Origin of the sequence: Rossellomorea sp. LjRoot5, assembly GCF_964253455.1 — a bacterium.
Classification (GTDB): domain Bacteria; phylum Bacillota; class Bacilli; order Bacillales; family Bacillaceae_B; genus Rossellomorea.
Window position 1 is genome coordinate 283393 of the sequence record NZ_CAXUQN020000001.1, and the last position, 19420, is coordinate 302812.

The 19420-nt window shown below is 42.1% G+C and carries 22 protein-coding genes; 11 read left to right on the forward strand and 11 right to left on the reverse strand.

Annotated features, from left to right (window positions below):
- Window positions 1-9: 9 nt before the first annotated feature.
- From ACSQ2E_RS01460 to ACSQ2E_RS01480, 5 genes are read left to right on the forward strand one after another with little or no spacing between them, the layout of a single operon-like run.
- Window positions 10-1257 carry a glycosyltransferase family 4 protein gene (locus ACSQ2E_RS01460; RefSeq protein ID WP_435989029.1) on the forward strand — a complete coding sequence of 416 codons (1248 nt, stop codon included), beginning with the start codon at window positions 10-12 and terminating at the stop codon, window positions 1255-1257.
- Window positions 1254-2369: a DegT/DnrJ/EryC1/StrS family aminotransferase gene (locus ACSQ2E_RS01465; protein ID WP_435989030.1), complete on the forward strand. Its 1116-nt coding sequence runs from the start codon at window positions 1254-1256 to the stop codon at window positions 2367-2369. Before ACSQ2E_RS01460 ends, ACSQ2E_RS01465 begins: the two co-directional genes overlap by 4 nt.
- 12 nt (window positions 2370-2381) lie before the next feature.
- The gene (locus tag ACSQ2E_RS01470; RefSeq protein WP_435989031.1) at window positions 2382-3092 is read left to right on the forward strand and encodes a DapH/DapD/GlmU-related protein; all 711 of its coding nucleotides are present in this window, start codon (window positions 2382-2384) and stop codon (window positions 3090-3092) included.
- Between the two features lie 50 nt (window positions 3093-3142).
- A complete protein-coding gene (locus ACSQ2E_RS01475; protein WP_435989032.1) occupies window positions 3143-4630 on the forward strand; it encodes an O-antigen ligase family protein in 1488 nt (495 codons plus the stop codon).
- Complete coding sequence (locus ACSQ2E_RS01480; protein WP_435989033.1) at window positions 4596-5285, forward strand: hypothetical protein; 690 nt, start codon at window positions 4596-4598, stop codon at window positions 5283-5285. The genes ACSQ2E_RS01475 and ACSQ2E_RS01480 overlap by 35 nt, the downstream gene beginning before the upstream one ends.
- Before the next feature lie 59 nt (window positions 5286-5344).
- Here the strand turns inward: ACSQ2E_RS01480 and ACSQ2E_RS01485 are convergent, their stop codons facing one another.
- Together ACSQ2E_RS01485 and ACSQ2E_RS01490 are read right to left on the reverse strand one after the other, a co-directional pair.
- Complete coding sequence (locus ACSQ2E_RS01485) at window positions 5345-6364, reverse strand: LCP family protein (RefSeq protein WP_435989034.1); 1020 nt, start codon at window positions 6362-6364, stop codon at window positions 5345-5347.
- Between the two features lie 109 nt (window positions 6365-6473).
- A complete protein-coding gene (locus ACSQ2E_RS01490; protein WP_435989035.1) occupies window positions 6474-7118 on the reverse strand; it encodes a YigZ family protein in 645 nt (214 codons plus the stop codon).
- Between the two features lie 507 nt (window positions 7119-7625).
- On the opposite strand from ACSQ2E_RS01490, the gene ACSQ2E_RS01495 reads away from it, so the two are divergent.
- On the forward strand, window positions 7626-8768 hold the full coding sequence (locus tag ACSQ2E_RS01495; RefSeq protein WP_435989036.1) for a sensor histidine kinase: 1143 nt from the start codon (window positions 7626-7628) through the stop codon (window positions 8766-8768).
- 30 nt (window positions 8769-8798) lie between these two features.
- Window positions 8799-9476, forward strand: a complete 678-nt coding sequence (locus ACSQ2E_RS01500) for a response regulator (protein ID WP_159363039.1) — start codon at window positions 8799-8801, stop codon at window positions 9474-9476.
- 220 nt (window positions 9477-9696) lie between these two features.
- Here ACSQ2E_RS01500 and ACSQ2E_RS01505 read toward each other — a convergent pair whose 3' ends face one another.
- Window positions 9697-12072 (reverse strand): immune inhibitor A domain-containing protein, encoded by a 2376-nt coding sequence (locus ACSQ2E_RS01505; protein WP_435989037.1) that lies wholly within the window; start codon window positions 12070-12072, stop codon window positions 9697-9699.
- Between the two features lie 314 nt (window positions 12073-12386).
- Here ACSQ2E_RS01505 and ACSQ2E_RS01510 point away from each other — a divergent pair, with 314 nt between their 5' ends.
- Genes ACSQ2E_RS01510 through ACSQ2E_RS01520 form a run of 3 tightly spaced genes read left to right on the forward strand, consistent with a single transcriptional unit; the run spans window position 12387 to window position 14587 of the window.
- A complete protein-coding gene (locus ACSQ2E_RS01510) occupies window positions 12387-12932 on the forward strand; it encodes a signal peptidase I (protein WP_435989038.1) in 546 nt (181 codons plus the stop codon).
- A gap of 60 nt (window positions 12933-12992) precedes the next feature.
- Window positions 12993-13715 carry a hypothetical protein gene (locus ACSQ2E_RS01515; RefSeq protein WP_435989039.1) on the forward strand — a complete coding sequence of 241 codons (723 nt, stop codon included), beginning with the start codon at window positions 12993-12995 and terminating at the stop codon, window positions 13713-13715.
- 59 nt (window positions 13716-13774) lie between these two features.
- On the forward strand, window positions 13775-14587 hold the full coding sequence (locus tag ACSQ2E_RS01520; protein WP_435989040.1) for a hypothetical protein: 813 nt from the start codon (window positions 13775-13777) through the stop codon (window positions 14585-14587).
- A 111-nt stretch (window positions 14588-14698) separates the two neighbouring features.
- On the opposite strand, the gene treR is transcribed toward ACSQ2E_RS01520, so the two are convergent.
- Entirely contained in the window at window positions 14699-15421 is a 723-nt protein-coding gene (gene treR, locus ACSQ2E_RS01525) for a trehalose operon repressor (protein ID WP_435989041.1), read from the reverse strand.
- 118 nt (window positions 15422-15539) lie between these two features.
- Here treR and ACSQ2E_RS01530 point away from each other — a divergent pair, with 118 nt between their 5' ends.
- A complete protein-coding gene (locus ACSQ2E_RS01530) occupies window positions 15540-16148 on the forward strand; it encodes a nuclear transport factor 2 family protein (RefSeq protein WP_435989042.1) in 609 nt (202 codons plus the stop codon).
- A gap of 30 nt (window positions 16149-16178) precedes the next feature.
- Here the strand turns inward: ACSQ2E_RS01530 and ACSQ2E_RS01535 are convergent, their stop codons facing one another.
- The 7 genes from ACSQ2E_RS01535 to ACSQ2E_RS01565 form a co-directional block, all read right to left on the reverse strand.
- The gene (locus ACSQ2E_RS01535; protein WP_435989043.1) at window positions 16179-16346 is read right to left on the reverse strand and encodes an aspartyl-phosphate phosphatase Spo0E family protein; all 168 of its coding nucleotides are present in this window, start codon (window positions 16344-16346) and stop codon (window positions 16179-16181) included.
- A 69-nt stretch (window positions 16347-16415) separates the two neighbouring features.
- Window positions 16416-16643 (reverse strand): hypothetical protein, encoded by a 228-nt coding sequence (locus tag ACSQ2E_RS01540; protein WP_435989044.1) that lies wholly within the window; start codon window positions 16641-16643, stop codon window positions 16416-16418.
- Window positions 16644-16656: 13 nt separating this feature from the next.
- A complete protein-coding gene (locus tag ACSQ2E_RS01545) occupies window positions 16657-17040 on the reverse strand; it encodes a DUF4176 domain-containing protein (RefSeq protein WP_435989045.1) in 384 nt (127 codons plus the stop codon).
- Window positions 17030-17338, reverse strand: a complete 309-nt coding sequence (locus ACSQ2E_RS01550; protein ID WP_435989046.1) for a DUF4176 domain-containing protein — start codon at window positions 17336-17338, stop codon at window positions 17030-17032. Before ACSQ2E_RS01550 ends, ACSQ2E_RS01545 begins: the two co-directional genes overlap by 11 nt.
- Window positions 17339-17382: 44 nt before the next feature.
- Window positions 17383-17628 (reverse strand): hypothetical protein, encoded by a 246-nt coding sequence (locus ACSQ2E_RS01555; RefSeq protein WP_435989047.1) that lies wholly within the window; start codon window positions 17626-17628, stop codon window positions 17383-17385.
- A gap of 19 nt (window positions 17629-17647) precedes the next feature.
- Window positions 17648-19123 (reverse strand): ribonuclease YeeF family protein, encoded by a 1476-nt coding sequence (locus ACSQ2E_RS01560; RefSeq protein WP_435989048.1) that lies wholly within the window; start codon window positions 19121-19123, stop codon window positions 17648-17650.
- 16 nt (window positions 19124-19139) lie between these two features.
- Window positions 19140-19418, reverse strand: coding sequence for a DUF5344 family protein (locus ACSQ2E_RS01565; RefSeq protein WP_435989049.1), 279 nt, complete (start codon window positions 19416-19418; stop codon window positions 19140-19142).
- Window positions 19419-19420 lie beyond the last annotated feature (2 nt).

The window sequence follows — 19420 nt, forward strand, 5'->3', positions numbered from 1 at the left end:
GTGAATTTTTTGAAAATATGGATGCTGAATGCCGTCGCATTAAAACCAAATGAAACAGGGATTACACGTCATTATGACCTATCGAAACACATGGTGGATAAAGGTCACGAGGTTACCATCTTCGCAAGCAGTTTTATCGTTTACCTCTTTAAATGGCGTGATCCCAGGAAAAAGAATTACTCTGAGAACGTTAATGGTGTCGATTTCGAGTGGGTTTGGACACTTCCCTACAAAGGAAATGGACCTAAACGATTACTCAATATGATGAGTTATATGCTTACAGCCGTGGCAAGAGGTTTGAAGAAAAAGGATAAGCCGGATGTCATTGTGGGATCCTCTGTCCATCTCTTTGCCTGTTTAGCGGGATATGTATTAAGTAAGGTGAAAGGTGCTACCTTTATTGTTGAAATCCGGGATTTGTGGCCTAAAACGCTAATCGATTTCGGTGCTATTTCAAAGAATCATCCATTAGCGTTATTATTCGGATGGATTGAAAAGTTCGTATATAAGAAATCAAAGAAGATCATTGTCACATTGCCCGGAGCTTATAAATATATAACGACTCTTGGTATTCCGGAAGAAAAGATTGTTTACATCCCGAATGGAATCGACATGGATAAAATCCATGAGTTAGAAAACAAAGCCTCTCTTGAACCTGTTTTGCAAACGATTCGGGAAGATTATCCTAAAATCGCCATGTACTTGGGGTCACATGGTGTAGCCAATTCCCTTGATACAATTGTGGAGGCAGCCGGCAGATTATCCAGGGAGGATACGGCATTTGTGTTTGTAGGAGAGGGACCTGAAAAAAAGAACTTGAGAGCCAAAGCAGAAGAACTTGGTTTGAAAAACGTCTTTTTCCTGGATGGCATCCCGAAAAGAGAAGTAATTTCTACGTTGAATCTTGCTGATGTCTTAATGGTCTCTATGCTGGATACAAATTTATATCAATATGGAATAAGTTTAAATAAACTTAATGATTATTTGCTATCAGGAAAACCAATCATATTTTCTGGAAGAGTGTTCAACGATATAGTAGGCAACGCTCAGGCAGGGCTGACGGTCACTCCGGAATCTCCTGAAAAATTTGCAAATGGGTTGGAGAATTTATTAAACTTAACAAGTGAAGAGAAGGAAAAGATAAAACGCAATGGATATCGTTACTTGGACGAGCACCATAATATCGAGAAATTGTCGAATCAATTCCTCTCAGTCTGCATGAACAATCATTATGAAAACAAGGAGAATGCCCAATGAAGGTACCTATGTTAGATTTAACAGAACAATATCAAAACTTAAAAGAAGAAATCCATACAGCTATGGAGGACGTTATGTCTAAAGCCCATTTTATTCTGGGGCAAAATGTGAAAGATTTAGAAGCTTCTGTGGCAGAATACAGCAATGCAGCACACGGTATTGGTGTCGCAAATGGATCAGATGCTTTAAACATTTCTATCTTAGGTCTGAATATCGGACCTGGCGATGAAGTGATTTGCCCTTCCTTTACGTTCTTTGCTACGGCAGGGGCAGTGGCAAGAGCGGGAGCAACACCGGTATTTGTGGATATCGATCCTAAAACATTCAATATTGATCCTGAAAAAATTGAAGCCGCCATCACACCAAAGACAAAAGCGATCATTCCTGTCCACCTTTATGGACAAATGGCCGATATGGATAAAATTAAGGAAATTGCTGATAAACATAACCTTGCCATCATTGAGGATGCAGCCCAATCAATTGGCTCACTATATAAAGGGAAAAAAGTAGGAGAGCTTGGAACGACAGCATGTTACAGCTTCTTCCCTACCAAGAACCTGGGTGCATATGGAGATGCAGGTATGATCATCACAAGTGATGATGAAGTCGGTGAGCGTATGCGTGTCATCCGTGTACACGGAAGCAAACCTAAATATTATCACCATGTACTTGGATACAATAGTCGACTTGATGAGTTACAAGCAGCCATTTTAAATGTGAAATTCAAGCATCTGGATGACTGGAGTAACCAACGTCGTGAAAACGCCTATTACTACAATGAATTACTTCATAAAGAACTGGGCGATATGATCGTTACCCCTTATGAAGAAGAATTTAATCACCATGTATACCATCAATATACAATCAGAGTACCTAAACGTGATGAACTTCAAGCATACCTTAAAGAGCAAGGTGTGGCGACAATGATTTACTATCCACAACCATTACATTTGCAGCCGGTATTTAAAGAACTTGGCTTTAATGAAGGGGATCTACCTGAAACGGAAAAGGCAGCCAAAGAAGCCATTTCCTTACCGATGTTCCCGGAATTGAAAAGAGAACAACAGGAGTATGTTGTTTCTAAAATAAAAGAGTTCTACAACAAAGCTTAAAGGGGAATACTGATGAAACCTGTTAAAGTTGGACAAAATGTAGTCATTGAAGATGGTGTGGAATTTGGAGAGAATGTAACCATTGGACACAATGTCATCATTTACGCTGGTACCAAAATCGGGAAGAATGTCATGATCCAGGATAATGCAGTGATCGGGAAACAGCCGACCAGAGCAAAGAATTCTATTCTTCCTGAAGTGAAAAAACTCCCACCTGCAGTCATTGGGGATGGAACAACACTGGGGACTTCATCAATCATTTATGCCAATGCCGAGTTAGGGGAAGAGGTATTTGTGGCAGACCTGGCGACGATCAGAGAGAGAGTGACAATCGGTAATCAGACGATTGTCGGGCGTGGCGTTTCTGTCGAAAATGATTGCACGGTCGGAGATAAATGCAAACTGGAAACGAATTGCTATATTACAGCCTACTCCCATTTAGGTAATTATGTATTCGTTGCTCCTTATGTTGTAACGACCAATGATAATTATATGGCTCGATCGAAAGAGAGATATGATAAATTCAAGGGTGTAACAGTCAAAGAAGGTGGAAGAATTGGTGCCAATGCACTCATTCTTCCAGGTAAAGTCATACATGAAGATGGTACAGTAGCGGCAGGCAGTATTGTATCAAGAGATGTAGAGCAAGAAACACTTGTTGTTGGGTCTCCTGCCAAGGCGCTTCGCAAGGTACCTGACGATCAACTATTAAGAAATCAATAAACTTATTAGAGGCTGTTTCTGACAGCCTCTAATTATTAGGTGATGATCTTATGAATACATATGCCAAAACGAAATATCATGCATTTTTTATAGGGCTCGCGATCATACTCCTATTGGCTTATCTTGTAGTCATGTTAAAGGGAGTTGACCTACAAAAGCTCTTACTGTTCTCATTTGTTGGAGTGACAGGATATGGTGGATTGACTTTTATCTGGCATAGATGGTGGAAAAAAGCCCATCGTTTCCATATTACAGTCAGTTTACTTGTCATCTCGTCCTTCATCGGAGCAGCTGTACCCCTCTATAAGCTTGCCGGGTTTACTATTTATCCGTTCAGGATCTTATTAGCAGGGTGTATTTTCATGTTAATAGGCTTCAAATATTATCAAAATAAGTATATCCTTGCAGGACTTAACAGGATGAAGGAGAACATTTTTACAAGCTTTGGCGGACTATGGCTCTTCTTCGGGGTTTTCGCTCTTTCCTGGTCGATCAACCCGATGAATACAATTCAGGATATCATATTCCTCGCAAGTGGAATTTTCCTTATTTACCTCATTCTATTAGCCTACAGAAATGAAGAAGACTATAAAGAGTTATATTTCTATTGGATCATCATGTCCCTCCTCCTTGTAGGAATAGGACTGATCAACCATTTCTTTCAAATTCATCTTCCGATATCCAGAATCAATCATGTCGCTCAGTATCAAAAAGGTATACCGACAGCCGTCTTTACAAACGAAAATGATTTTGCGAGCTTCCTGGCTATAGCGAGTTTCTTCTTCCTTTCTTTGTTGAAAAATGGAAAGTCTCTAGCATACAAGCTAATCGGTTTATCCGGCATGGTCTGCTCCATTTACTTAATAGTCCTCGCTTCATCCAGAGCAAACTACATTGCAATCCTTCTGGGCTTGATTGTATGGTTTCTATTTGTTTTGAATCCATCTCAAAGGTTGAAGCTATCTCTGGCCGGTTTTTTAATTTTCCTTCCGGTTGTCATCTTCTTATGGGACATAGTATCAGGAGTATTGGGTTCTGTAGGCAAAGAACTCGCCACACTCCTTCCAACGGAGAGTGGTGGAGATTCGGTCAGTATTAGGGAGAACCTTATAAAAAATGTCATCGTATTTTTGGAGGATTCTTTTGGATTTGGCGTAGCCCCGGGAAATATCGAATTATACATGAAAAATTTCCAAGTATTTGACACTTCAGGTGATTTTAATGTGCATAATTGGTGGGCTGAATTACTGATACATTATGGTGTCATTATCTTTGTGGGATACATTCTGTTATTGCTTTACTTATTTATTCAATTAGTGAAGATAGTAAGGACAGACCATGATCAAACCAGTCGATACATGGGAGAAGCATTGATATGCGGTCTGGGGGCATTCACAATGGCAAGCATCAGCCCCAATTCCTTCATGGCGCTTCACTATAACTGGTTGTTCATTAGTGTATGTATAGGCTTTGTTTATATGAAAAAGAAAGGTGAAGATCACATTGTTAAAACAAATGGCAGCATCAATCATCCATAGATTCAAAAAACTCTTTATTCTTCTTTGCATTATTCCAATCCTTACGGCAGGTATTGCGTACTTCATGGAGATGGGGAAAGAGACTACTTATACTGCGTCGACTAAAATTGTGTTAGGGAATTTTGAGAATGAAAAATTGACCAACCCGAGTGTTGTAAAAACATTTTATCAATCTGAAAAGCCCTTGAAAGAGGTTATAAAAGAAGAGAACCTTGATTATTCTGTTAATGAAATAAAAGATGGGTTTAGTATTGAAGAACAAGGGAATAAAGTCATAGAAATGAAGTACACATCTAAAGATAACAATAAGTCTGAAGAAATTGTTCTTGGATTGTCTGAATACTTCTTGAGCATTTCTGAAAAAAAACTTAATAATAAAATTAAATTGGTAGAAGATGGATTGGAAAGAGTTAAGGAGACTGAGAAGAATAGAGGTTATCTGGAAAGAGAAGAGTTGGAGTACAGAACAGACAATGAATTTATCCTTGAAAATTTCAGGGAAACTAAACAATTAGAACCTGTAACGGTCTCTACTTCTTCCAACAACCCACTCAAAAAAGCCATCTTCGGCTTCCTAGTAGGAATCATGCTAAGCCTATTCATCCTCCTAATCCCAGAACTATTCAAGGAATATAGAGACGATGAAAGGGTATAAGGAGAAATAAAAGAGAAGGCATTCATCCTTACCGATGATTGCCTTCTCTTTTTAATAAGTTAATAAGATGATTCCTCATCCTCATAAGTATCCTCAGTTTCTGGAGGTGTATATTGTAAGTGATGCTGTAATTCCTTAATAATTTCATCCGTCTTTTCTTCATCTGGTATAAAGTAGTACACGCCACTATAATATTGGTCAGTACCTGCGAATTCTATTTGTTCTAGTGATGAAGAAGAGAAGTCGTTATACTTCTGAATGAACGCAAGTCCTTCTTTAATCTTCATATTTGTTTCTACATTACTTCCGACTTCGTCTGCAAGATCGTCAACTTTTAAGAATGTTTTAGGAGATAAGGCTTTGTCAATGAGGCTCGTGACAATTTGTCTCTGTCTTTCATTTCGTCCGAAGTCTCCACGTGGATCTTTTTTGCGCATTCTTGCATAAACCAGTGCTTCTTCACCGTTCAGCTTTTGCTTACCTTCCTTGAAGTAAAACTTGTCCCAATCTTTATTGATATCAGAGAAATCGAATGGCACATCTACCGTGACGCCTCCAACCTCATCAATGATATTTTTAAATCCATTAAAATTAACCGTTACGTAATAATCTATAGGTATATTAAGAAAATTCTCTACGGTATCTATCACTAATTCTTTACCTCCATAAGCAAAGGAGTGATTGATCTTATTTTCACCGTTATCAGGAATATCTACTAAGGTGTCTCTAGGGATACTTACTAACTTCATTGTCTGGTCTTTTGGATTAAATGTAGCAACCATGATAGTATCGGATCTTCCTTTGTCATGTTCGCTTGAGTAATCTTCTACACCCAGCAATAGCACTGAGAAAGGATCATTGGAAACATACACTTGTTCATCCCGGAGTTTCGATTTAGCTCCCCGTTCTATCTCTGAATAAGTGTTGTCTAATGCTGAATAAGATTTATAAGCCATAAAGCTCAATCCGCCTATGGATATTAACAAAAAGATACTTATGATTGTCAGTATAACTCTTTTTCTTCTTTTCTTCCTGATCTTTCTTGCGTGACGAAGTCTATCTTCATTGAAATCCTTCATATTTATATCATCCTTTAAATTTGATCCATTAGACAATTATAAACGATTACAAGTCTGTTTGAAATGAAAACTAGTATTAAGATTCATTTACGGTTATGTTTTATATTGATTAAAGTCGGGTATTAATATCATGTTCCAAATAGACTGTGTTACTCTCTTGAATCTCACCCTGCCCATTCGTAAGCTCAGTCATCCAATCAACAAACTGATCCTTAGACGCGTCCTCTACATACACTTCAACTTCTACAGCTTCCAAATAATGAATGTCTTTCAATTGATAGTGAGAGGACCGCACTTCATTTTCCACCTTGCCTAACCACGTATAATCGATTTTCGTCTTCATAATCCGCATCAGACGTCTTTCGACAATACCGGTGGCGTTGAGTCCTTCTGACACAGCCCGTCCATACGCACGGATCAGGCCGCCTGCACCAAGCTTGATCCCGCCGAAGTAACGTGTGACGACGACGACGGTGTCTTTCAAATCCCGCTTCTTCAACACTTCAAGCATGGGAACTCCGGCTGTCCCACTCGGTTCCCCGTCATCGTTCGCCTTCTGGATCATATTCTGTTCGCCGATCATGTAGGCAGAGCAGTTATGATTGGCATCATGATGCTTCTTTTTAATCATTGCAATGAATTCCTGCGCTTCTTCCTCGGTTTCAACCCGATTCACGTAGGTGATGAATCTTGAACGTTCAATATTGATTTCATTTTCTCCGTAACCCTTGACGGTATTATACTGATGTAGCAAAATCATTTCTCCTTTCATAAATGCCGCAGCGTACGACAAAGTCCGCGCTTTTATCCTAATTCTACTATATAGAAAAATGGTGAAGAATGCACAATTCTAGATACTTTCCGAGGTAATAACTGGTTCTACATGAAATAATGGTAATACAATGTAATCAAACTTTAATCTCCGACAATATGTGACATGGTATAATGGACGCTGATAGTAATACTTCAGTTGTTCCAACGCTTCATTAGGGAAGCCGAATGGTCTAGATATTTGCCATAGTTTCTCTATTATTCCTGAAGCGAATAATCCCTTGGTAGAAGTATTACATAGGAATATGCCTAGATGAATAAAGGAGTTTCATGACTTTCCATTGAATTGATAAAAGGTACGATCTAGTATAGATGAATAGTAGGTCTAAGGACATGATGTCCAGAGCTTATAACGCCGATTATTATTATGCAAGGATAGTTTTCATGTTGCTAGGCGGACGACTATTGTGGAACAAAAGAGGGGTGTACCGTGTCACTTAAAAAGATAGACACCAAGATGTTGGATAGCATCCTGAAAAAGATGGTCGATACGGTTGACGAAAGTAAGGATGAGATCTTCCAGATTGGCGAGCAATGTCGAACTGATTATGAAGATTTGATGAGAGAATTACTGGAAGTGAAAGAAATGGTCCTGAAGGTGATTGATGAAGGAGATGATCTCCAACAGAAATCAAAGTTTGCCCGGCTCAGACTTTCTGAAGTCAGCAAACATTTCCAAACCTATTCAGAAGACCAGGTAAGAGAAGCGTACGAGAAGGCTCATGACCTGCAGATGAAGCTATCCATGAACCGACAGCAGGAAAAGCAGCTTCGGAACCGCAGGGATGAACTGGAAAGACGCCTGCAAGCACTCGGGGACACGATTGAAAAGGCAGAGAATCTCTGCTCACAGATATCCGTCGTTCTCAATTATTTGAATAGTGACTTAAGGCAAGTGGGTGAGGCGTTAGAAGATGCGAAGCAGCGGCAGGATTTCGGTCTCAGGATCATTGAGGCACAAGAGGACGAGCGAAAACGCTTATCCCGTGAAATTCATGACGGCCCTGCTCAAATGATGGCAAACGTGATGATTCGCTCAGATCTAATCGAGCGGGTGTTCAGGGAAAAGACCCCAGAACATGCCATCACAGAAATCCGCGATCTTAAACGGATGGTCCGCTCAGCCCTGTATGAGGTCCGCCGAATCATCTATGATCTCAGACCAATGGCGCTTGATGACCTCGGGTTGATACCGACCCTCAAAAAATACTTGAGTACAATCGAAGAGTATAACCAGGAGACCTCCATACAGTTTGTGAATATGGGGCTCGATATCAGACTTCCTTCCAAATTCGAAGTCGCTCTGTTCCGGTTGGTACAAGAAAGTGTCCAGAACGCCCTTAAGCACGCAGAAGCCACGCATATCCAAGTTAAAGTAGAAGTAAAGAAAGACCAAATAACGGTTGTCATCAAAGACAACGGCAAAGGATTCGATGAAGACAAACAAAAGACAGGATCCTTTGGAATCATGGGGATGAAAGAACGTGTCGACCTTCTCGAAGGAGACATCACGATTGACTCAAAAGTAGGAGCAGGGACGGTCATACTGATCCAGGTTCCCCTTAATACGTAAATTTTTCGAAGGTTTAGGGAGGCGAAAGACATGGCAACAAATATTGTTATCATTGACGATCATCAGCTTTTCAGGGAAGGGGTTAAACGAATCCTCGAATTCGAACCTTCTTTCAACGTAGTAGCAGAAGGTGATGACGGTTCAGAAGCAATGAACCTCGTCGAAGCACACGAACCCGACGTAGTCCTCATGGATATCAACATGCCTGAGACAAACGGCGTGGAAGCGACTCGTAAATTAATGGACAAGTATCCGGATACGAAAGTCATCATCCTGTCCATCCACGACGACGAGAACTATGTGAACCATGCGCTGAAAACAGGTGCACTTGGTTACTTGTTAAAAGAAATGGACTCAGATGCATTGGTTGACGCCGTGAAAATCGTCGCTGAAGGCGGTTCATACGTACATCCTAAAGTGACGCATAATCTGGTTGCAGAATACAAGCGCCTGGCAAACGCCCAGAACTCAGGCGGGTTCCAGCAATCCGAAGTTCGCCGCCCGCTTCACCTGTTAACGCGCCGCGAATGTGAAGTCCTGCAAATGCTTGCAGACGGTAAAAGTAACCGTGGCATCGGTGAAGGCTTATACATCAGTGAAAAGACTGTTAAAAATCATGTAAGTAATATACTTCAAAAAATGAACGTGAACGACCGTACCCAGGCAGTAGTGACTGCAATCAAGAACGGTTGGGTTGAAGTACGATAAGTACTACCGTTTGATAGATAGAGTATTGTTAATTTGTTGTTGAGAGAGCGGCCCTTCATCGTGGAGGGTCGTTTTTTGGTTTGATTGCGGAGGAGAGGGAGATGAGATATCTACAGATAGTGAATGATGTGAACATTAACAGAGTCAAAAAAAACGCCTGGACAAGTAAAGAACCGCTTCTTGTCCAGGCGTTAATCTGTTATTGTATCATTCTATTATTCTACTTCGACAAAATGATCGAACCGACCGATTTGTCTTTTGCCTGATCATTGACCAGAACCTTCAGTCCGTAATGGCTGATATTACGTCCGGCATCCGGAAGGTAAGAGTTGTTATAATCCTTCATATCGTTAAATAAAGGAACTCCGCGCTGACTTGGGAAAGTAAGTGTTTGATCAGGGTAAATCAAGTTCAATCCCGACGTCGGCATGAAGTTAAATGCTGCATCTGCCACATGGTAGCGACTTGAAGCCTTAACTCCAGTATTCCAGACTAAATTAGTGTCATCGTGAGCATCGACGACTCCAAGGAACCCGTCACCAGGATGGATGCCTGTCCAGTTATCAGTATACGTATCATCCACATACCAGACGACAAGGCCGCCATCGTAGCTCATCAAAGAGTTACCGCGTGCGATATGGGCAAGACCTTTGTCCACACCTTGATGGTTACGCCATTCCATTAAGTAGTAGTGATCAACATATTTATTTCCGTCAAATCGATCGAATCCATTGAATGTGAATGAAGAGCTTGTCGATTCAGCGCCATCACTTAATACAGTTGCACCGTCGGCAACCACCTTGATGTTATCCGCAAAGAATCCGGTTTGAGTTGAACCCCAATCGGAAGCATAACGGAGTCTTAACTTAATTTTTTGCCCTGCATATTGATTTAAATCAAAGGTTTGGGCTTCCCAACCATCCGAAACCCCTGTAAATCCTGGCATTGAGTTAAGAATCGTCGGATACCCTTCAGGAACCACATCACTTCTAGTATTTTCGTTCCCTAATGAAGTCCACGTTTCACCGTTATCCGTTGATACTTGGACAAATCCAAAATCCCATTGTTCTTCAATATCATACCACGCATCAAATGTAAGCTTGGCAGAAGATTTACCTGTTAAGTCGACATCGGTCACCATATTCGTATCGATTTCGTCTTTTTGGCCGCCCCAATATTCATAGCTTCCAGCAGCAGGAGTATTGATAGCCGTCTTTTTCTCAGGAAGATTCACCTGAATCGCCTGATGGTTTTGCCCGTTAGGTGAATTAGCCTGATCGAGAAGGAGAGCCGTTCCTTTTTTCTTTAAATCCTCAAAGTCGACGACAGTCGGCTTCGTCCAGTTTCCGCCCAGTGTCGTTTGGAGGTAGGATTTAGCCCAAGGGGAGAAACCGGTCGGTTCTGTACCAGGCACTTTACCTGCCCATGAACCTGCCGACATGATTGACCAGTACTCGACCGCATCCCCTTCACCTGAATAGATTGTGTCATATTCATCCGGTAATCCCAGGTCATGACCATATTCATGAGCGAATACACCAGTCGCGCCATCTTCCGGCATCATCGTGTAATCATAGAATCCCGGTTTGCCTTTCCCAAGTCCATCTTTGTCAACGAACACTGCGGATCTGTGAGACCAAATGGCATCATCAAATAATGAGCCGCCTCCTGCTTCCTGTCCCATACCGGAGTGAATGATTTGAAGATGATCGACCAAGCCATCCGGCTCCCAGTAGTTTCCATCACCATCTAAATCATGTGGATCTTCTAAGTCATAGTCTTCAAGGGGAATTCCTGCCGCAAGCGCTGCAGCATAAGTATCTGCCACTAATTGTTTCGATCCACCAGGAGTGACATTATCATGGCCACCTGTTGATCTGTCAGCCCCATAATACTTCGCTGTACCAGGAACTTTAAGCCAACCGTAAGCGTTTCCTTCGACTGTATACGTTCCGCCTGATTGCTCCTCATAAAACTGCTTTTGGGATACAAAATTTTCTCCATTTGGACCCTTTACGCCATCTTCGCCAAAGATCATTTCTTCGAAGTGCTCCGTATTGTAATCCGCATAGTAGTTATCCGTTTCGCTTGGTTTGATATTGTTATGGGCGAAATCCGAGTATTCTACCATTATGGTAAGAAGCTTCCCTTTTTTAGCTATTCCCGGTGACGGTGATTCCTTTACGGGATCAGGGTGTTTGGTACTTCCTTGCAGTTTGCCGCTGTTTTTTTTACTGGCATCTTTGAAATTCTGATGCTTTTCGGATTCAGCAGCCTTTGCCTTAGGTGCGATGGGATCCTTACCACTGGCATCTTCCACTTTCTTTCCTTTGAGTTCAATATACTTCTCCAACGCTTTTTGCTTGGAGGCATCAGAAGCCTTGGATGAAATCTTCCCTTGCTTGATTAATGATGCCAGCAATCTCTCATCATTGATCAACGCAGCATCCAATGTCCCGATGAAATGTGAATCCGTTTTATTTACTTTGCTTTCTGTCACCACACTCGCCGAGACGGAGGAACTGACTGGAATACCAGCGAATAATGTTCCTGCCATCACAACCGAAGTGATCCCTGTTTTAAATAACTTGTTCATACGTAACCCCCTAAATGTTTTTTTGATACATTCCCATATTATTCTATTAAAATTCACAATTCTAGAAGAGTCGCTCACCAAATTACGACATATTGGAGGGGGTGATTTCTTAGGTCAAGAACCCCTTTCAACCTTGTTTTCGCACTCTAAGCCTTATCGCAGCTTAATTTTTTAAGCAAAAAAAATAGAATTCATCTACAGATATTTTGTCGCTTTTTAACGAACATTTTTGTTCGTTATAACGTTGACACTTTTATCTAAGTCTAGTAAATTTGTGAATACAGGCGATAACTACAATAGGAGGATGTGATGAATTGGGAAGAAAATTGTTGAAAATGTTCACTTATCTCCTGTCGATATCTGTTCTATGTTGTATTGTGTTTCTATTATTCGTAACGTATCAGGCACAACAGAACCCTAGTAAGATTCCATCCTTTTTTGGGTACAAGCCGTTAACAGTCCTGACAAACAGCATGGAACCCAAAATCAGCGCGGGGGACATGATCTTCGTAAAGGAAAAGGATGCTGCGGATGTGAAGGAAATGGATATCATCACGTTTCGAACTGACGATCAAAAAGTTGTCACTCACCGAGTTGTGCAGGTTACACCTGAAGGCATCATGACTAAAGGTGACAATAATAATGTCGAAGATAGCTGGAAGGTGACATCTGATAGCTTGATAGGAGAAGTGGGGGTCATTCTGCCAAATGCAGGGTTTGTGGCAAAATTTATTTCCAGCAAAATTGGATTTTCCTTATTTGTTCTGCTGCCATTTCTACTCTTTATCCTAATTGAAGTATTTGAGCGGACGAAGAGACATTATAACCGTAAGGAAGATGCTGCATCATCAAAGGTTTAAACATATCCAGGTTCAATGAAAGAAAAATAGAGTATACAAATTCGAGGAGGAATTCATTTTATGAAATCAGTAAAAAAAGCATTATTGGCAACATCATTGGCAGGAGCACTAGTGGTAAGTGCAGGATATGGTACATATTCTTGGTTCACATCAAGTACATCGGCATCGGGAACCATCGATACGGGGACTTTATCGGTCAATAATGGGGAAGCCATCACGACACCGTTATTCACCGGTTCAAAATTTGCTCCTTCCCAAGTCGTCTTTGGAGATTTCATTACCCTTGAGAATACAGGAGACTTAAAGCAAAACTTAAAACTGACGTATACCGGCTCCGTGGATAAAGCTTCGGCTGATCCATACAAAATCTACTATATGGCTTTTAAATATAAAGAAAAGGCTGACATGGATGAAATGAATGACTGGAGAATGGCTTGGGAAAAAGGATTCTACAATGGAAATCACAATCCGCAGATGAGCATGGCGATATCGGCAGTGGCGGCATTGCCTAAAGGGGTAGAGGTGGTGACAGGTGAAGCGACGGTAGAAGAAGTGCAGGCCATGTCGTCTCTTGCCAAATCCTCTTCAGAAGGAGATAAAACCTTTAAATTCGGTAAAGACGAGTTCTTCACGTTGGAAGAGGATCAATACATCACAATGGAATTTGCTGTGAAACTTGATCAAAGTGCAGGGAATGAGTACCAAGGGGTAAAATATAGCGGAAACTTGATGGTTCAGGCCAAGCAGACGGATCAGGGCGCTAAATTCGAAAACAAGAAATAATGACTAATGGAAGGGGCAGTCGCACTCAGGCTGCCTATCTTTATTGAAAGGAGAATCTAATGAAATCGCTACATAATGGACGTAAGGGGAATAGCACCCTTATCTTGATTTGTACCTTCCTTATCCTTTCCTCCATCTATTTCATTTCAACTGCATTAAACAGTTTACCAGGAACCTATGCGTGGTTCACCTCAGAAACGAGTTCGTCGGGAACCATTCAAAATGCGACTACGGAAGACTTGCTGCAGATCGGTTCCTCGGAAATCACATATGGAGACGATTGCTCCATTGAACACTCGCTATCTGTCAAAAATATTTCGGATATGAGTACGAAGGTGACCATTTCCCTTCAATCCGGCAGCGGAGAGGAACTGATCACGAGTCAAAAATTGAAACCGGGTGCATCCTTAGAAACCGCACCAGATGCTATCTCAGACCCAAGCGGTGGGTGTGAGGTAACTTCTGTGGACTACCATATCAAGGGGTTTATTAATTATGTGGAAGAAACCTTCAGCGTGGCTGTGGATCCAGCGGAAATGATCCAACCGATTGTGCCTGAACCGGATGATAGTAAAGTAGATGAAAAGGTGAAGGAACAAGATCAACCAAATGTAAAGGAACCGGAAAAGGCTGAACCTGAGGAGGAAGCAGCTGAAGATGATGAAACATCTCCTGCAAAGGATGAAGAGGAAGAAGCGGAGCCGCCTGTTGTTGAGGAGAAACCGGTAGATAAACCTGAAGTAGAAGAAAAGGATACAAGTAGTATAGAAAAACCGGAAGAAAAGATAACAGAAGAAGCCCAGGAAGAAAAGCAAGTCGAAGAAGTGAAAGAAGAACAGTCTGAGCAAGCCAAAAGCATAGCTGGTGAATGAAATAAGATTAGTCCGGGCATATACTGACGGACTGATTTTTTTTTGCTATATGGGTGAGCGAGTGTAACTAATAAAGAAAAATCCACTCCCCATTCAGGAAGTGGACCTTACCTAATGCTTTCTCCGTGCAAAATCCACAAACCGGAACATGTCCAGCCGGTGCCGGGATTCTGTGTATTCAAAGAGTGTGGCATCCTTTAAATGGACATAGTTCTTCACTACGACCACATGATCATATTCATTCAGATCCAAATACTCCCGGTCTTCCTCGGTACACTCTTCCACGACGATTTCTTTTTTTGCAAAATCGATGGGTAGTTGGAGCTCCCCTTCGAGATACTCATAGATGGAGTTCTCGCATATTTCTTTTGTCAGAAGCGGAACTTGTTCTTTGAGAAAATACGACTTGTCCAAAATGATCCTCTCGCCGCCGATTTTGCGGGAGCGGACGACTTTCCATATTTCAGCGTCACGGGACGTCTCGAGTTGAGTGGCGATCCCATCATCGGCAGAAATCAAGCCGAAGTCGTGGACGAACGTTTCGATTTGATCGCGTCCCATGGATGTCTGCAGTTCCTTGAAGCTTACAAGTCCGGAAATCGGAAAGCTCATACGTGACACGTCGAGCACGAGGGATCCTTTTCCGCGCAGTTTCTGTATCAACCCTTTTTGAGCCAGTAATGTAAGCGCTTTACGTATAGTCTCGCGAGAAGTGGCATAGATCACCGAGAGCTCGTTTTCTGATGGCAGGATGGAGTTCGCCGTATACGTGCCATTTTGTATTTTTTCAGAGAGATCCTCGAAGATTTGTTGGTATTTATTGCTTTTCGTCATAATATCACCTGCTATTATTTTACCATAATTATTAGGAAGTGATGAGATTCAACTTGAGTGTTGTGAATATTTTCAATAGAATGGAGATAGTGCAAATTTTAGAAAAGGGTGAAGAGCATTGTCGAAACAGCATTGGAAGAAAATCATGTTGGGAATTGGCATGAGCACGTTATTATTGGGTGCTTGTGGGGCAGACGAAGAGAAGAAGGAAGAGAAAGATACGGCAAAGAAAACGGAAGAGGTCAGCCCGAGTGAAGATCCTGCAACAGATGAGGCGGCATCCCTGACCCAAATGACGCAGATCGTGGAGGACGCAAGTGAACTGAAGGAAGCAGAAGGGATCCCGGCAGAAGAAAAATCGGCGATCGACGCAGCCTTTAATCAATATATCAATGCCTTTAACGAAGAAGATTTCGATTCATACATGAGTGTCATCTCGAAGACACCTGTGAACTTTAAGTACGAAGATGAAGAGCGCTATGTGAAGCAGATCTTTGATACCGTTGATTCAAAGCGTAAAGTGGATAATGTAAAGATCATCAACTACGCTGGCAAAAAAGCGGATGTATATGCAGAGATTCAAGCAACAACGAAGGACCCGAACAGTGATAAGGAAGTGACCCGTTCAGGGAAGCAGGTAACCGTCTTCCATAAGAAAGATGATGGGTGGAAGGTTGCAGCGATTTTCTTCTTGGCCAGTGAGGGAGAAGAGGAAGCGACGGAATAATGAAGAAAGGCTGTGCCCTGGCACAGCCTTTTACTTTTGATTCAATTGGTGGTAGAGGTTAAATAGTTCATCGAGTTCCTGACTGAGTTTCACCGTTGCGGGATGTGAGAAGCCGTGGTATTGAGCAAGATATTTAAGTTCCAGACGCTTTGTTTCCATTTCATGAAGAAGATGTTGATCTTTTTCCGTGGCGTTCATTGCAGGAACTCCTTTTTGCTTTATTATCCCATAAAAACTTTTAAATGTTAACCTAATTTCAAATATGGTTTACTTTTTGAAAAATTTTGAACGAACTATAAGTAAAAGGATAGCAAAACCATAGTTGACGATTGCAATAACCACAAATGCAGGAAGCTTTTCAGGCATGGAAGTGCCGGTGAAAATAGCTGGGCTGATGATGGCCAGTGGCATCGTTCCGCTGATGAATCCCATGATGGCGAATACAAGCAGCCCGGTCCGGATGATTTTCCTAAGGGATGGATTATCTGAGAACATTAGCAAGCCACTCCTAGTAAGTATTTTCCTGACGATCGGCTTCTTCACGGATTTTTTTATCTTCATCCGTCACGTAGCCGTTATGTAAAACTTCTTCGATCAGGTTCCGGTTAAAGAAGACATTGTAATCAGGTGAAATATTGCCTTCCGGATAAGGGACCCCGATATAATCGTATTGTTTATTCGTGCTTACTTGGATTTGATTGTAGCCATAGATCATAACCGATTTGTCCACTTTAGACAGCTTTACGACGGTTCCAATAGGTAAAAGCTTAGTCGGATCCAGGCTTTCCTCTTTTACTTCCTCTTTCTTATTAGGTTTATCGGCAGCAGTCTGGCTGCAGCCAAGTAAAGTGAATGTGATACATATAAGCATAAATAGAAATTTAATTTTCATCTTGGTTCCTTCCATTCCTCCGATTCTTCTCCATATCCTCTTCTACTTTTTCCCTCATCAGTTCTTCTGCAGGAGAAACGAGTCCCGGATGGATGACGTCTTCGATCAGTCCCCGATTGAAAAAGACGTTGAATTCTTCTGTCAGGTTTCCTTCTGGATAAGGGACCGCTATGTAATCGAAGATGTTCTCTGTCTTTTTTTGAATTTGGTGGCGTCCGTAGATCATGACCGGTTTATCTACCTTCTTTAACTTGACGACCGTTCCGATGGGGAGGAGGGTGGTGTCTTTTTTACTCATGAAAAATCCCTACTTTCCTAAAGAATAATGAGCAGGGGATAACCCTACTCTTGAGAAATCTTTTCCTTTTTAAAGAAAATGGCACGGATGACAAGGGAAGCTGCACACGTTCCGTAAATGACCAAAGCCAAGATCAGGATGGCTGGCAGCTGGGATTGTAAGTCTTCCTGTGGTATTCCCCATGTGACAAGGACAATTAAGCTAATGGTCCCCATGAGGCCCATAAAGATGGGATATATGAGCAGAAGCAATCGAAATAAATTTCTGGATTTTTCTCTGGTGGTTGGCATGTGGTCCTCCTTCATCAGGTTATTTCTTATCTTCTTCCAGTCCGCCTTTGATGCCTACGCCGATTCCGTAGGCGGCATAAACCCCGGTTTCCATTCCGACTGATCCACTGACACCTGCGCTCCCTAAGGATACATCGACAGCGATGTATGGATCATAATCGAAACCGAACCACTCTTCAAGGGGTTCGTAGCCGAACCAATTCAGGGGTTCAAGTTTTAATTCCGTTTTGGCGGCGGCAACTCCTATACCTGCACTTGCCGTGTAGTTTTCGACGTTTGCTTTCGCTTCTGCCTGACCAAATGCCAGGTCAAGGGCGGCAGGTGAATTGTCGTGGGCAAAGGTCGTTTTCGATACGTTAGCTTCCGTTTTCAATCCGATATTCTGGCCATAGAGAAGCGCTTCACCAGTCGATTTGAATGAATAAGGAATGTCGGCGTCCATCTCTCCGAATAAAACCTTTTGCTCCAGAAAGGAGGGAATGTCGTCCATATTATTGGTATCAACGACAGAGCCATTTAAATTAAATGAAAGATGACCAGCATCATAGTCATTCGTAAAGTTCAGGCCTGCGTTCCCGACACCGTCAGAACCAAAACCATCTTCTATTTTTTTATCTATGACGTATTCATTTTTCTCGGGAGGATAGCAGACCCCGTAAGAAGTTTGTGCTTTGCCTTCACTAGAAATAGCGAGATCATCTGAATAATAAGATAGGAATGACCCGGAATTCCCTTGACCATTCAGCATCAACAATTGCTTCAAGGAATCGTATTCACTCGAAATGGTCATTCTGGATACTAGCAGACTTTCAAACTGCAATCTGTCAGAGAGCGTACTCATAAAAGGCTGGCGGTGGAAGGATTGATTCAATTCTGTACCGGAGTAACTACCGACTGTGATCTTCCCGCTCTTAAACATTCCCTCTATTTCATAAATATAACGTTTCATCAGCTGAATGTCATGGTCCACAGTATCCAGGGCTTTCGTTTGGTCAGTGTCAAAAGAAGTTAAATCTTCTAGGGTCTCTGTGATTTTCTGTTCGGCTCGTTTCGTATCACTGAGGAACTTCTGGTCCTGTATGGCAGGAACATGAACGATGTCCCGAATCGAGTCCAATGTCTGATTCGTTTCATCTACGAGGCCAAGGGTGGTGCTTTCCGTTTTGTTCAGACCATCCCTCAGCTCCCCATCGAGGAATGGTTGACGGATAAATCCTGAAGTGTCAGATTCCAGTTGGGTGGAGGCCGACTTCAACGCGGTCAGGACTCGTTCATAGTTTAGCAGGGAAAGGCTATAGAACGTCAGAAAAGGGGTGTGAAGATCCTGGTAGAAAGACCGGACGGCTTCACCGCCCTGCCCGCTGAAGGCATCGTGTGAACCGGAGAACTGCTCGACGGCTTGCCTGAGCTCGGACAGCTGTTCTTTCTGGGTTTCAAGCTTGCTTCGCAAATCTTCTATACCGCTATGTAATGATTGATTATCAAGAGTTTTCATTTTCCTCTAATTCCCCCTAACGCGACCGGATGGAAGCGGAAATGGTGTCGTCGACTTCTTTAAAGTCCTGGATGGCGTTGGTCGCCGATACATTATTCGAAGTCAGAAGGTTCTTATACACCCGGGCGACATCCTCCAGCTGTGTATTCAATTCATTTAATCTCGTCACCACGTCCAGGTGATTGGAAAACGCCATGTCCTTTAATAGGGCTGGTTCAAATGATTCCGTGGCAGCCTGGATGTTCTTCAAGGATTCATTGATTTCACCCATGCGGAGGATAATGTTTTGGTTCATGG